This window comes from Roseovarius marisflavi (genome assembly GCF_900142625.1).
Lineage (GTDB): Bacteria > Pseudomonadota > Alphaproteobacteria > Rhodobacterales > Rhodobacteraceae > Roseovarius > Roseovarius marisflavi.
Map to the genome: position 1 here is coordinate 252,173 of NZ_FRBN01000003.1, position 13,263 is coordinate 265,435.

The 13,263-nt window shown below is 61.6% G+C and carries 14 protein-coding genes; 7 read left to right on the top strand and 7 right to left on the bottom strand.

Annotation, left to right across the window (positions count from 1 at the left end; all coding sequences use genetic code 11):
• Position 1 precedes the first annotated feature (1 nt).
• From BUB78_RS05080 to ftsZ, 7 genes are all read left to right on the top strand, one after another.
• A complete protein-coding gene (locus BUB78_RS05080) occupies positions 2-280 on the top strand; it encodes a hypothetical protein (protein WP_073195661.1) in 279 nt (92 codons plus the stop codon).
• Between the two features lie 55 nt (positions 281-335).
• Positions 336-1,550: a hypothetical protein gene (locus BUB78_RS05085; RefSeq protein WP_073195663.1), complete on the top strand. Its 1,215-nt coding sequence runs from the start codon at positions 336-338 to the stop codon at positions 1,548-1,550.
• 301 nt (positions 1,551-1,851) lie between these two features.
• Positions 1,852-2,778 (top strand): UDP-N-acetylmuramate dehydrogenase, encoded by a 927-nt coding sequence (gene murB, locus BUB78_RS05090; RefSeq protein WP_073195785.1) that lies wholly within the window; start codon positions 1,852-1,854, stop codon positions 2,776-2,778.
• A gap of 92 nt (positions 2,779-2,870) precedes the next feature.
• Positions 2,871-3,761, top strand: coding sequence for a D-alanine--D-alanine ligase (locus tag BUB78_RS05095; RefSeq protein WP_073195665.1), 891 nt, complete (start codon positions 2,871-2,873; stop codon positions 3,759-3,761).
• Positions 3,749-4,618 carry a cell division protein FtsQ/DivIB gene (locus BUB78_RS05100; RefSeq protein WP_073195667.1) on the top strand — a complete coding sequence of 290 codons (870 nt, stop codon included), beginning with the start codon at positions 3,749-3,751 and terminating at the stop codon, positions 4,616-4,618. Before BUB78_RS05095 ends, BUB78_RS05100 begins: the two co-directional genes overlap by 13 nt.
• A gap of 4 nt (positions 4,619-4,622) precedes the next feature.
• Positions 4,623-5,957: a cell division protein FtsA gene (gene ftsA / locus BUB78_RS05105; RefSeq protein ID WP_084732769.1), complete on the top strand. Its 1,335-nt coding sequence runs from the start codon at positions 4,623-4,625 to the stop codon at positions 5,955-5,957.
• Between the two features lie 175 nt (positions 5,958-6,132).
• The gene (gene ftsZ / locus BUB78_RS05110) at positions 6,133-7,764 is read left to right on the top strand and encodes a cell division protein FtsZ (protein WP_073195669.1); all 1,632 of its coding nucleotides are present in this window, start codon (positions 6,133-6,135) and stop codon (positions 7,762-7,764) included.
• Between the two features lie 361 nt (positions 7,765-8,125).
• Here the strand turns inward: ftsZ and ureG are convergent, their stop codons facing one another.
• The 7 genes from ureG to BUB78_RS05150 are packed head-to-tail and all read right to left on the bottom strand — an operon-like array spanning position 8,126 to position 13,053.
• A complete protein-coding gene (ureG, locus tag BUB78_RS05120) occupies positions 8,126-8,749 on the bottom strand; it encodes an urease accessory protein UreG (protein WP_073195673.1) in 624 nt (207 codons plus the stop codon).
• Positions 8,746-9,393 (bottom strand): urease accessory protein UreF, encoded by a 648-nt coding sequence (locus BUB78_RS05125; RefSeq protein ID WP_073195675.1) that lies wholly within the window; start codon positions 9,391-9,393, stop codon positions 8,746-8,748. The genes ureG and BUB78_RS05125 overlap by 4 nt, the downstream gene beginning before the upstream one ends.
• Positions 9,383-9,856: an urease accessory protein UreE gene (locus BUB78_RS05130; RefSeq protein WP_073195677.1), complete on the bottom strand. Its 474-nt coding sequence runs from the start codon at positions 9,854-9,856 to the stop codon at positions 9,383-9,385. Before BUB78_RS05130 ends, BUB78_RS05125 begins: the two co-directional genes overlap by 11 nt.
• Before the next feature lie 9 nt (positions 9,857-9,865).
• Complete coding sequence (gene ureC / locus BUB78_RS05135; RefSeq protein WP_073195680.1) at positions 9,866-11,575, bottom strand: urease subunit alpha; 1,710 nt, start codon at positions 11,573-11,575, stop codon at positions 9,866-9,868.
• Positions 11,575-11,880, bottom strand: coding sequence for an urease subunit beta (locus tag BUB78_RS05140; protein ID WP_073195683.1), 306 nt, complete (start codon positions 11,878-11,880; stop codon positions 11,575-11,577). The genes ureC and BUB78_RS05140 overlap by 1 nt, the downstream gene beginning before the upstream one ends.
• A 9-nt stretch (positions 11,881-11,889) precedes the next feature.
• Positions 11,890-12,192 carry an urease subunit gamma gene (locus BUB78_RS05145; protein ID WP_073195685.1) on the bottom strand — a complete coding sequence of 101 codons (303 nt, stop codon included), beginning with the start codon at positions 12,190-12,192 and terminating at the stop codon, positions 11,890-11,892.
• A gap of 3 nt (positions 12,193-12,195) precedes the next feature.
• Positions 12,196-13,053, bottom strand: coding sequence for an urease accessory protein UreD (locus BUB78_RS05150; RefSeq protein ID WP_245813359.1), 858 nt, complete (start codon positions 13,051-13,053; stop codon positions 12,196-12,198).
• Positions 13,054-13,263: the final 210 nt, after the last annotated feature.

The window sequence follows — 13,263 nt, forward strand, 5'->3', positions numbered from 1 at the left end:
CATGATGAATGACCTCCTTTTGCTTGCGGCACTCGTCGCCGTGCTGTTGGGCCTGCCCATGGGGTATCGCAAAGATTATCGCCACGCTGCGAAACTTGTGGGCGGCGCGGCGGCCTGTCTTGCTGCGGCCTTCGTTCTGGCCGAGGTGTTTCCGTTTCTTGAGGTGATGCTGTTTATGATGATCGTGGCCTTCGCATCGCTCGGTGTCCTGATCGGCTCGGTGATCGGTGTCTCTCTCGGCTGGCTTGTGAAAACGGTGCAAGAGCGGCTGAGGGGCTAAGCGGCGCTGCTGTCATCGCTGGACTTGCGCGCAGCGCCGGGGCAGGGTGCCCGGGATGGTTGAAATTGCAGATATAGACAGCCTTGGTCGTCTTGAGGCGTGGTTGAACGGCCAGTCGCATGAGGTGGCGGTCTGCATTGCGCCCCGCGCTGCTGCTTGGGTGTTGCCGATCTGGTGGCACGCGGTGCTGAGCGAGGACTGGGCGCGGGGACGTGAGTGGACCGCGCTTACAGTTTTACGCTGTACTCTTATATCCTATGTTGCCGCCAAAATGCCAAACGAGGATATAAAGCGCGTCGCCTCCAACGCCGCCGCAACCGCTCGCACCTCCGCTTCCCTTGCCTCCGGTGCCGCCACTCACGCCGCCGCAGCTCACGCCGCTTTTTCTGCGGCTTTCGCCGCCTCTACGGCCTTCTCCGACGAACCCGTAAACACCGCCTTCAACGCTTTCGCTGCCTCCATTAACTCCGCTTCCACTGCTGCGGCTGGCTCTAACAATCACAGTTACTCCGTTTCCGACCCCTCCACGCCCGCGTTCGCCATCTGGCAATCGTTCCGAGCGGATGCTTCACAGATGAAAGATGAGGAAATTTTGGTGTTCATGCCGCTTTGGCAGCAAGGGGTCGGGCCGTTTGATGGGCTGTGGGAAAAAATAAATGGCTTTGTTGAAGGCGGAGATAGTCCACATGACTGGCAGTTCTGGATCGAGTGGTATCAAGCCCTGCTCGACGGCCGCCCGATGCTCGGCAACGCGGCGCGCACATGGGAAATGCTCGAAAAGATCGCGTTGATAAAGCCTGAGGTCTGGGATCAGGGGCCGGAGGCGGTCAATCCGATGATCCATGAGATTTGGGACCTCGTTCGCCTGCGTATTGAGGCCGAGGAATTGCGCGCGCAGAAAGAAGCATTTCTGGCGGAGCGGGCGACGCCTGAGCAGAGATCGCACAATCAGCCGCCAGGATTGGTCGAGGCAGAGCCGGAGATAGCCCGTCATGTTACGATTATTTGGGCCGGATTGGATGAGGCAAGTGAAGAGCTTGCGGCAAAGGAACCAGATAAAGAGCGGTTGACGCAGATCGCAAAAGGGATGCTTGCCGCTTTACGCGCCGTTGCTGCGTATTGCGGGAAACTGGCAGACAGGGTTATCAAGGCTGCCGCATCTGTCATCGGTGCAGGCGTCGGGACAGCGCTTCTTGACCACGTTGCCAATAATGGCCGCCTGATGCAATTCGCCAAGGATTTGCTTACTTGGTCCGTAGGCGGCGGTTGAGATTTATCGCCGACGCGTGGGTTTCACCCACCCTACGGGGGGTGGGGCGTATCCCTGCCTTTTGCCACCGTTGAGGATAAGAAACCCCGCGCGGACCCAAGGCCGCAGGCCGCCGCGCATCACCAGACCGCCCCCGGGGCTGGTGATTTGGTAAGGGCGTCGCACTGTGTTCGGGGTTTACGGATTTGGCCGGGATAAAGTGCCATGCACTTTTGCTGGGTCTCCACCCTGCGGCCTTGCGATGCGCGCCACGCGACTGGGGGGCTTTACCTTGGGCGGCAGGCGGGGCAAAAGCGCGGACATGACTGATTTGCCCAGACCAAGGGGAGTGTTGACCCCCGATCGCCCGCTCTCGGATCTGACATGGCTGCGCGTGGGCGGGCCTGCGGATTGGCTGTTTCAGCCCGCCGATGTCGATGATCTGGCAGAGTTCCTTGGGCAGCTGAGCAGCGACATCGCGGTCTTTCCGATGGGCGTGGGCAGCAACCTTATCGTGCGCGATGGCGGGTTGCGGGCGGTGGTGATCCGGCTTGGGCGCGGTTTCAACAGCATCGAGACCGAAGGCACGCGCGTCACCGCAGGCGCGGCGGCGCTTGATGCGCATGTGGCGCGCAAGGCGGCGGACGCGGGGCTTGACCTGACCTTTCTGCGCACCATTCCCGGCGCGATTGGCGGGGCGGTGCGGATGAACGCGGGCTGTTATGGCCACTACACAGCGGATCATTTCGTCAGCGCCGAGGCGGTCACGCGCGAGGGCAAGCGGGTCACGCTCACGGCACAAGACCTCAACTTTCAATACCGTCAGAGCGATTTACCCGTAGGGTGGGTGATAACCCACGCCACCTTTGAGGCCCCCAAGGGTGCGCCCGAAGAGCTTCATGCGCGGATGGTCGCGCAGCTTGCCAAGCGCGACGAGACCCAGCCGACGCGCGAGCGCAGCGCCGGCAGCACGTTCCGCAATCCTGCCGGGTTCAGCTCGACAGGGCGCGCCGATGATGTGCATGATCTCAAGGCCTGGAAGGTGATTGACGAGGCCGGCCTGCGTGGCGCGCGCCGCGGTGGCGCACAGATGAGCGAGAAGCATCCCAACTTCCTGATCAATGCCGGGGGCGCCACCGCCGCCGATCTTGAAGGATTGGGCGAAGAGGTGCGAAAAAGGGTTTTCCAAAACAACGGAATAGAGTTACACTGGGAAATCATGAGGGTCGGCGAAACGGCCCCGAATTAAGTCAATCAGGCAGACAACAAATAACATGGGTCGCAAACAGACCCGGGATATTGAGGCACAAGGTGGTTGGTTCGAGCAGAACAACCCCGAAAGTGGCGGTGATACTGGGTGGTCCCTCGGCAGAGCGCGAGGTCTCCCTGTCGTCAGGACATGAATGCGCCGCCGCATTGAGGGAAGCAGGCTATGACGTGGTCGAGGTTGACGCCGGCCACGATCTTGTCACGCGTTTACAAGAGATTGCACCGGATGTGGTGTTCAACGCCCTGCATGGCCGCTGGGGCGAAGACGGCTGTGTGCAGGGTTTGCTGGAGTGGCTCCAACTGCCCTATACGCATTCCGGGGTTCTGGCCTCGGCGCTTGCCATGGACAAGGAAAAGACCAAGGCCGCCTATCGCGCCGCTGGCCTGCCGGTGGTGGACAGCGTTCTTGCGCATAAGGCCGATGTCAGCGCCGCGCATGTGATGACGCCGCCCTATGTGGTCAAACCCTATAACGAGGGCTCGTCGGTCGGGGTGTACCTTGTGCAGGACGCCGCCAATGCGCCGCCGCAACTCTCGGATGACATGCCCGATCTCGTGATGGTCGAGGCCTTTGCGCCGGGGCGAGAGCTGACCACGACGATGATGGGCGATCGCGCGCTGACGGTGACCGATATCCTGACCGATGGCTGGTATGATTACGACGCCAAGTACAAGCCCGGCGGCTCGCGTCATGTGGTGCCCGCCGATATCCCGCAAGAGATTTTCGACGCCTGCATGGAGTACGCCCTGCGCGCCCATCAGGTTCTGGGCTGTCGCGGTCTAAGCCGCACCGATTTTCGCTGGGACGAGGCGCGCGGGCTTGACGGGTTGATCCTTCTGGAAACCAACACGCAACCGGGCATGACCCCCACATCGCTTAGCCCCGAACAGGCGCAGGTGGTTGGTATCACGTTTCCAGAACTGTGCCGTTGGATGGTCGAGGACGCATCATGCAACAGGTGATCCCGCGCATTGATCCGGCGCCCTCGCGTTGGTCCTATCGCTTTCAGCGGCTGATGCTGACGCCGCTCTACCGCCGGCTGTTGCGCGTCGGGCTTCCGGTGCTGGCGGTGGCGGGGCTGACGGCGGGCTATTTCGCCGATCAGCAGCGCCGCGAAGATGTCATGCTGGCGGTCTCGGATATTCGCCATCAGATCGAAACCCGCCCCGAATTCATGGTCAACCTGCTGGCGGTCGAGGGTGCAAGCCTTGGCGTGCAGGAAGACATCCGCGAGATTTTCCCGTTTGACCTTCCGGCAAGCTCGTTTGACCTGAACCTCGATGAAATCCGGGTGATGATCGAAGACCTTCCGGCCGTGGCCGAGGCCGCCGTGCGCATTCGCCAGGGCGGTGTCCTGGTGGCCGAAATCACCGAGCGCCAGCCGGTCGCCCTCTGGCGGACCCGCGACGGGATCAACGTGATTGATATCGAAGGCGAGGTGATCGGCGCGGTCGGCGCGCGCAGCGAACGCGCCAGCCTGCCGGTGGTGGCCGGTGAGGGCGCGCATATCCACGTCGCCGAAGCCATGCAGATCTTGCAGGCGGCCCGGCCCTTGCCACAGAACATTCGCGGTCTTGTGCGGATGGGTGAGCGGCGGTGGGATCTGGTGCTGAGCAGCGGCCAGCGGATCATGCTGCCCGAAACCGGGGCGGTGCGCGCGCTTGAACGGGTGATGGTGCTGAACACGGCGCAGGACATGCTGGAACGCGATTTGGTGGCGGTCGATATGCGGCTCGCCGCACGACCGACCATCCGGCTGAATGAGACCGCCATGGAAGAGTGGTGGCGTATAACAAATATGACTTTAGGGGCGGACTGAACCGATGATCGAGCTCTATGAATCCCAGCGGGCGATGCGCCACATGCGCAAGGCGGCGATGCAACGCGGCGTGGTGGCGGTGCTTGATGTGGGCACCTCCAAGATTGCCTGCCTTGTGTTGCGTTTTGACGGCACCGAGCGCCTGAGCGAGACTGATGGCATTGGCGCGATGGCCGGGCAGGCGGGGTTCCGGGTGATAGGCGCGGCGACGACACGCTCGCGCGGGGTGCGCTTTGGCGAGATCGACGCGATGCAGGAAACCGAGCGCGCCATTCGCACCGCCGTGCAGGCCGCCCAGAAGATGGCCAATATCCGGGTCGATCACGTGATTGCCTGTTTCTCGGGCGCCTCGCCGCGCTCTTACGGTCTTGCCGGTCAGGTTGAGCTTGAGGGCCATACCGTCAGCGAACAGGATATCAGCCGCGTGCTCAGCGCTTGTGATGTGCCCGACTACGGCGAGGGCCGCGAGGTTCTGCATGCCCAGCCGGTCAACTTTGCGCTCGATCACCGCTCGGGTCTGATTGATCCGCGCGGTCAGATGGGGCAGGTGCTCTCGACCGACATGCATATGCTGACGGTCGAGGCCGCCGCGATCCAGAACCTGGCGCATTGCGTCAAGCGCTGTGATCTGGAACTGGCCGGTGTGGCCAGTTCTGCCTATGTGTCGGGCGTGGCCTCTCTGGTCGAGGATGAACAGGAACTTGGCGCGGCCTGTATCGACCTAGGTGGTGGGTCGTCGGGCGTGTCGATCTTCATCAAGAAACACATGATCTATGCCGACTCGGTGCGCATGGGCGGCGATCACGTCACCAGCGATATTTCCATGGGGCTTCAGGTGCCCGCCGCCACCGCAGAGCGGATCAAGACCTTTTACGGCGGCGTCGTGGCCACCGGCATGGATGACCGCGAGATGATCGAGATCGGCGGCGATACCGGCGATTGGGATCATGACCGGCGCACGGTAAGCCGGGCCGAACTGATCGGAATCATGCGCCCGCGGGTCGAGGAAATCCTTGAAGAGGTGCGCGCGCGCCTTGACGCGGCGGGCTTTGATCACCTGCCAAGCCAGCAGATCGTGCTGACCGGCGGCGGTAGCCAGATCCCCGGCCTTGACGGGCTGGCCAGCAAGATTTTGGGCCAGCAGGTCCGGCTTGGCCGCCCGCTTCGGGTGCATGGGCTGCCACAGGCCGCCACCGGCGCCGGCTTTGCCAGCGCGGTCGGGATGTGCCTGTTCGCGGCGAATCCACAGGACGAATGGTGGGATTTTGAGATTCCGGTCGATCGCTATCCGGCGCGCTCGCTCAAGCGAGCCGTCAAGTGGTTCAAGGACAACTGGTGACCGCAATATGTGGCGTCATCGGCGAAATACCGCGAATAAAGGCAAAAAAGTGACCACATTTGGTGTCTATTTAGTGTTTTTTTGGTGACCTTTGGGTTAACGCCCGGTAAGAATGGTGCTGAATAGGCGGAAAAACGGCTCGCGAATGCGGGCGCAACAGCAGGCGGACAGAGCAATGACATTGAACCTCACTATGCCCGGACATGACGACCTTAAGCCCCGGATCACCGTTTTCGGTGTTGGTGGGGCCGGTGGCAACGCGGTCAACAACATGATCGAAAAGCAACTCGACGGGGTGGATTTCGTGGTGGCAAACACCGACGCGCAGGCCCTGAGCCAGAGCAATTCGGACAGCCGCATTCAGCTTGGCGTGAAAGTCACCGAAGGTCTTGGCGCAGGCGCGCGGGCCTCTGTCGGCGCCGCTGCTGCTGAAGAAAGCATCGAACAGATCGTTGATCATCTGGCGGGGGCGCATATGTGCTTTATCACCGCCGGCATGGGCGGCGGCACCGGAACCGGGGCCGCACCGATCATCGCACAGGCCGCCCGCGAACTTGGCGTTCTGACCGTCGGTGTTGTCACCAAGCCGTTCCAGTTCGAGGGCGCAAAACGCATGCGTCAGGCCGAAGAGGGCGTTGAGGCTCTGCAAAAGATGGTCGATACGCTGATCATCATTCCCAACCAGAACCTGTTCCGTCTGGCCAATGAAAAAACCACCTTCACCGAAGCCTTCAGCATGGCCGACGATGTTCTCTACCAGGGCGTCAAGGGCGTGACCGACCTGATGGTTCGCCCCGGTCTGATCAACCTTGATTTCGCCGATGTGCGCGCTGTCATGGATGAAATGGGCAAGGCGATGATGGGGACCGGCGAGGCTGAGGGCGAGGATCGCGCCATCCAGGCCGCCGAAAAGGCCATCGCCAACCCGCTTCTGGATGAAATCAGCCTGCGTGGTGCCAAAGGTGTTCTGATCAACATCACCGGTGGCCATGACCTGACGCTGTTTGAACTTGACGAGGCCGCCAACCGGATCCGTGAAGAGGTAGATGCCGACGCTAATATCATCGTCGGTTCCACGCTTGACCCGGCAATGGAAGGCGCGATGCGCGTCAGTGTCGTTGCCACCGGTATCGACGCCACCGACAAGCCCGAGGACATGCCGGTGCCGCGTCGTTCGATGGCACAGCCCCTGCGTCAGGCCGCAACACCCCAGGTGACCGCGCCGGTTGCTGAAGAGGTCGAAGAAATCCCGGCACAAGTCGCCGCCACTTCGGACGAGTCCGACACCCCGCTGTTCCGCGATCTGGATGCGCAACGCGCCGCTGCCGAGGATCAGATGGAGGATATCTTTGAAGAGGAGAGCGCCGCAGACGATCTGCCGCCGCCCGCCTATACCCCGCGGGTCGAAGAATTCGCCCCTGCGGCCTATGCCGAAGAAGACGACCTCGACAGCTTTGTCGCGCCGCGCGCCCCGGCACCTGGCACGCCCTCGCAAGAGGCCATGCAGCGTTTGCAGGCCGCCGTCAGCAAAGCGCCGGCACAGCCGCAGCAACGCCGCCCGCAACCGGCCGAGCAGCAGCAACAGCCCGCCGCAGAAGAGCGCCCGCGCTTTGGCATTAACTCGCTGATCAACCGGATGACGGGCCATAACGCCCCCGAAGCCGAGCGTCAGCCGCAACCGGCCGCGCGCCCTGTCCGTCATCAGCCGCCGATGCAGTCGGCCCAACCGCAACAGGCCCCGGCCCGTGCGCAGGAAGAAGACGAACAGATCGAGATTCCGGCGTTCCTGCGCCGTCAGGCCAACTGATCCTTGGTGAAATATGACTGCAAAGGGCCGCCTCCGGGGCGGCCCTTATTGTTTCCGGTGCCGTTTTCAGCGGGGGCTCTGGCACCCGCCATAGGCCGCTTTATACCCATCTTACCCGATGCTGTAGTCGACACTGATTGACGCAGAAGATGGAAGCAGCCATTGACTTGGCAATTCCTGCGAATGGATAATTTCCAACATATCTACAAGGGTTTTCCAGCCCATGACTATGTCCTCCAGGCCCGCAGGGCACGTCCAGGGGACGCTGTGGAAGATCACGGTTTTGGTGAATTCAGCCTTGCTGGCATTCAAAATGAAGCGGCCCGTCTCACTCTGAAACACGTGGCCATTTCGCCAGCCATCAACGACCCTGGGCGAGCCCCCCGATTTCCAGGATGCAGCTCAGAACCTCGTCAGCGCCCCGATCGTGCCGCAGCGCGCAAAATACAAAAGGCCGCCCGCCGCGCATCTTTACGCAGTCCTGCTTCATGATCTCCAATGAGGCACCGACATGCGGCGCAAGATCTGTTTTGTTGATCGCCAGAACATCCGACTTGGTCAACGCAGGCCCGCCTTTTCGCGGTATGTCTTCCCCGGCCGCAACATCAATCACATAGACCGTCACGTCAGCCAGTTCAGGGCTGAAGGTAGCTGACAGATTGTCACCCCCGCTTTCGATCAGAACGATATCAAGATCAGCGTGCCGTGCGCGCATCTGCGCAATTGCTGCCAAATTGATGGAGGCGTCCTCGCGGATGGCGGTATGCGGGCAACCTCCCGTTTCAACCCCGATGATGCGATCTTGCGGCAGGATTTGCATCCGCATCAGCGCCTCTGCATCTTCCTGGGTGTAGATATCATTGGTGATCACCCCTATCGAGAAATCCGGCTGCAAGGCGCGGGCAAGGCAGGCCGTGAGGGTCGTTTTTCCAGCCCCCACAGGGCCGCCGATACCGACGCGCAATGGGCCGTTGAGGTTTGTCATGAGCGGAAAGTCCTTGGCTGAAGTGTTTCGTGTTGCAGGGCGGCGATGTCGGACAGGAAGGCGCTGCTGCTCAGATCATCCAGCGCGGCATCCCGGGTCTCTCTGGCAATCTGGTCGCACAACGGGATGAGGGCTGCGAGAACTGCCTGTCCTTCGGTCTGGCCCAGTGGAACAGCGCGCACCGCCGCAGAAACCAGATTGCTGGCGAAGGCGTGCAGGCATAGTGCAACGGTCAGGTCGACGTCCAACTGCATGTATGCGGCTGCGCACCCAATGGCGACAGGGTAGCAAAGCGCCGCTTTATCCGTTCCCCAGATCACGGCCGTCGTCTGACTGAACGCGCTGCCCTGAAGCTGTGTTTCGAGGATGCGCTCGCCGGAGGCCGAAACCGCCAAAGCCGTTTGGTTGATGTCCTCCAGTGCCGCATTGGAGTCGCAGGCATAAGCTGCACGCAACAGGATGCAATCGTTTCTCCCGCTGCCATGTGTCAGCACATCTGCCAGCCAGTCCTGCAGATCGCCGGCACTGGCAATCGCGCCGCTTTGGATGGCGGTTTCCAGCCCGTGCGAATAGGCAAACGCCCCCACAGGAAAGGCAGGTGACAGCCATTGCGCGAGGGTCAGAATATCGCGTTCAGTGCTCATGTGAGGTTGCGACATGTTCATGAGAATGGGTGCGCCCGTGACCATATGCGCCACCTTCCGGGGTGAAAGGCGCGATCAGGGGCTCAACCACAGCGCCGAGATGTTCGAGCATGTGACCAATGACCGGATCTGCCTGGATCAGCAGGTGGTCCCTGTTGATCTGGCACGGCGTATGACGGTTGCCCACATGCCATGCCAGCCGCACAAGATCGGGACCGGACACTTTATACAAGGCTTCAACACCTGCCCTGATCTTGACCAGCGCCCCGGTATCAAGCTCAAGAGCGTCGCCGTCATCCAGCGAGGTGGCCTGCGCCAGATCGACGATGAACGGTTCCCCCGAAACCATCGTCAGCCGTTTGCGGCGCAGGAACCTTTCGGTGTAATCCAGTTCGCAGGTGGTTGCAGATCCGGTCCAATGCCCCTTGCGGTGCAGGGTTTGGGCGATGGGAAATCTTGTCATGGCGTCCTCTCAGAACATGAAATAGCGTTGCGCCATCGGCAGCACGTCGGCGGGCTGGCAGGTCAGTAAAACGCCGTCTGCGCGCACCTCGTAGGTCTCGGGATGCACGTCGATCTGTGGCAGGGCATCGTTCAGGATCATATCGGATTTGCCGATATTGCGGGTGCCCTGCACGGCAACTGTCTGCTTGGCGAGGCCGAGTTTCTCGCCGATACCATCCTCTTGGGCGGCCGCCGAGACAAAGCTGACCGAACTGTGCCGCAGCGCACTGCCGTATGCGCCGAACATCGGGCGGCTGTAGACCGGTTGCGGTGTCGGGATCGAGGCATTCGGATCTCCCATCTGCGCGACGACAATGGTGCCTGCCATCAAGACCATTTCAGGTTTCACGCCGAAGAACGCGGGGTTCCACAACACCAGATCGCCGCGCTTGCCGACCCTTATGTCACCGATAACATGGCTTACACCCTGGGCAATTGCTGGATTGATCGTGTATTTCGCGATGTAACGGCGCACCCGGATGTTGTCGTTGTCGCCGGTCTCCTCGGGCAAGGGACCGCGCTGTTTCTTCATCTTGTCCGCAGTTTGCCAGGTGCGGATCAGCACCTCTCCGACACGTCCCATCGCCTGGCTGTCGGAGGCGATGATCGAAAACGCGCCCATGTCGTGCAGGATGTCCTCGGCGGCAATCGTCTCGCGACGGATGCGGCTCTCGGCAAAAGCGATGTCTTCGGGGATGGATTTATCGAGGTGATGGCAAACCATGAGCATGTCCAGATGCTCTTCGAGCGTGTTCACCGTGAAGGGGCGCGTCGGGTTGGTGGAGGATGGCAAGACATTCGCATCACCGCAGATTTTGATGATGTCCGGGGCATGCCCGCCGCCGGCACCTTCGGTATGGAAGGCGTGGATGGTGCGGCCCTTCATGGCGGCAACCGTATGCTCGACGAAGCCGCTCTCGTTCAGGGTATCGGTGTGGATCATCACCTGAACATCCATGTCATCGGCCACCGACAGGCAGCAATCGATCGCAGCGGGGGTCGTTCCCCAGTCTTCATGCAGCTTCAGCGCGCAGGCGCCAGCCCTGACCATCTCGACCAAAGCCTCGGGCTGGCTCGCGTTGCCCTTGCCCGACAGGCCGATGTTCATCGCGATGCCGTCAAAGGCCTGCAACATCCGGCCGATATGCCAGGGGCCGGGGGTGCAGGTCGTGGCCAGCGTGCCATGCGCCGGGCCGGTGCCGCCGCCAAAACAGGTGGTCACGCCGGAGTGCAGGGAGTCCTCCATCTGCTGGGGGCAGATGAAGTGGATGTGGCTGTCCATGCCGCCTGCGGTCAGAATGCGCCCTTCACCTGCGATGACCTCGGTGCCGGGGCCGACGATGATATCAACGCCCGATTGCGTATCGGGATTGCCCGCCTTGCCGATGGCGTGGATCAGCCCGCCTTTCAGGGCGACGTCCGCTTTGTAGATGCCGGAATGATCGACGATCAACGCATTGGTGATCACGGTATCCACCGCACCACCGGCGCGGGTGACCTGGGATTGCCCCATGCCGTCACGGATGGTCTTGCCGCCGCCGAACTTCACCTCTTCGCCATAGGTGGTCAGGTCGCGTTCCACCTCGATGACCAGCTCCGTATCAGCAAGGCGCAGGCGATCGCCCGTGGTGGGGCCATACATCGCGGCGTATTGTGCGCGGGGGATTTGGGTGGGCATTATAAATCTCCCATAACCTGGCTGTTGAATCCAAAGATGCGCCGCGCTCCGCCAATCGGAATCAACTGTACCTCGCGGCGCTGGCCGGGCTCGAACCGCACGGCGGTGCCAGAGGCGATATCGAGGCGAAAGCCACGGGCCGCGATACGGTCAAAGTCCAGTGACGGGTTGGTTTCGGCGAAATGATAGTGGCTGCCGACCTGCACCGGGCGGTCACCGGTATTGGCGACCATCAGTGTGATGGCCTCGGCGCCTGCGTTCAGGGTCAGCGTACCATCTGCGGCAAAGAGTTCTCCGGGGATCATAGCGTGCTCCTATCTGATCGGGTTGTGGACGGTGACCAGCTTGGTCCCGTCTGGAAAGGTGGCCTCGACCTGCACTTCGTGGATCATTTCGGCGATGCCTTCCATGCATTGATCCCGGGTAACGACATGTCCGCCTGCCTCCATCATGTCGGCAACCGAGCGCCCGTCGCGCGCCCCCTCGACCACCGCATCCGTGATCAGTGCTATGGCTTCCGGATGGTTCAGCCTGACGCCACGTGCCAAACGCCTGCGCGCCACTTCGGCGGCCATGGCGATCAGCAGTTTGTCTTTTTCGCGGGGGGTCAGTTGCATGAATTACAGCCTCCAGGACGTGGGTAAAGTGTTCTGTGTCAGATGGTTGAGGACGGGGATCAGGGTGCGGCGCAACTCGAAGCTGTCGGTGGCAAGCTGGCGGATCACCAGGACATCCTCGGCCAGCATGCTCGCACCTGCGGTTTGGGGCAGCAGGGCGCGCACCGTCTTGAGATGGCTCTGCGCATTGGGGGCAACCAGTACCGCACTTGCCATTGCACCCGCCCCGTTTGCGATCGCGGGGCGGGCCAGATGTGCGGCCGCATCACCCCGCAAATCCATCCCGTCGATATAAAGCGGGCGGCCCGCGCGTGTGATCCTGATGCGGTCCTGAAACATCACACTGCGCAAAACCTCGGGCATGGCGGCCCGGCCAAAGACCACGGGTTCCACCATCAACAGGTGGGCTTGCGCCGCCAGATCAATGGTCAGACGACGCCGCAACGCGCAGCGGTCAAACAGGATCAGCTCTTGCGGGAGCCAGTTCAGGCTGGCCCCATCCTGCACCGAAATATCCGTCGTGACGCGGCCGATCTCACCGCTTTGGGCACGGTAGGCCCGCTCGGCGGCCTGGGTGGTGAGGGTCAGGGCGGCCCCCCTCTGCACTGTGATATCGAGGGAAAACTGATCGCCGCCGGTAATGCCTCCGGCGGTATTGACCAAAATCGCCTCGGCATCCGGCCTGTGGCTCTGCGGGAAAACCAGTTTGAGAGATCCTGACTGGCGCAGGTCACGCAGGCGGGTTCTGCCGTGCTCATCCCCATAAACAGACAGCTTTGCCGTGCCCAATGCGCGCGGCTGGGGCAGGGCCGTTCCCGGCAAACCGATATGCAGTGATTGGTTGATGAGAGGCCCCGGCAATGAATGGTCTTGCCTGCAATTCGATCACATCGGGGAGTAAGGGAGCAGGGATTAAGCCCGCAACATGAACCGAAATCGCGCAAGCGATCAATTGATGGGCGCTTGCGGCGAATGACGCACAACATTTAGGCATTCGCTCATGATGGTTGATAAAGTCCACAGACAAATTTGGCCACAGCGCTGCAACGCAGCAACGATAGCGCGTCCCCA

What these genes read in the sequence shown, in the direction of transcription:
- BUB78_RS05100 (WP_073195667.1), top strand. Translation starts at nt 3,749, where the DNA reads ATGCAACAGGTGATCCCGCGCATTGATCCGGCGCCCTCGCGTTGGTCC.
- ftsA (WP_084732769.1), top strand. Translation starts at nt 4,623, where the DNA reads ATGATCGAGCTCTATGAATCCCAGCGGGCGATGCGCCACATGCGCAAG.
- murB (WP_073195785.1), top strand. Translation starts at nt 1,852, where the DNA reads ATGACTGATTTGCCCAGACCAAGGGGAGTGTTGACCCCCGATCGCCCG.
- ureC (WP_073195680.1), bottom strand. Translation starts at nt 11,575, where the DNA reads ATGCCCACCCAAATCCCCCGCGCACAATACGCCGCGATGTATGGCCCC.
- ureG (WP_073195673.1), bottom strand. Translation starts at nt 8,749, where the DNA reads ATGACAAACCTCAACGGCCCATTGCGCGTCGGTATCGGCGGCCCTGTG.
- BUB78_RS05125 (WP_073195675.1), bottom strand. Translation starts at nt 9,393, where the DNA reads ATGAGCACTGAACGCGATATTCTGACCCTCGCGCAATGGCTGTCACCT.
- BUB78_RS05145 (WP_073195685.1), bottom strand. Translation starts at nt 12,192, where the DNA reads ATGCAACTGACCCCCCGCGAAAAAGACAAACTGCTGATCGCCATGGCC.
- BUB78_RS05080 (WP_073195661.1), top strand. Translation starts at nt 2, where the DNA reads ATGATGAATGACCTCCTTTTGCTTGCGGCACTCGTCGCCGTGCTGTTG.
- BUB78_RS05085 (WP_073195663.1), top strand. Translation starts at nt 336, where the DNA reads ATGGTTGAAATTGCAGATATAGACAGCCTTGGTCGTCTTGAGGCGTGG.
- BUB78_RS05130 (WP_073195677.1), bottom strand. Translation starts at nt 9,856, where the DNA reads ATGACAAGATTTCCCATCGCCCAAACCCTGCACCGCAAGGGGCATTGG.
- ftsZ (WP_073195669.1), top strand. Translation starts at nt 6,133, where the DNA reads ATGACATTGAACCTCACTATGCCCGGACATGACGACCTTAAGCCCCGG.
- BUB78_RS05140 (WP_073195683.1), bottom strand. Translation starts at nt 11,880, where the DNA reads ATGATCCCCGGAGAACTCTTTGCCGCAGATGGTACGCTGACCCTGAAC.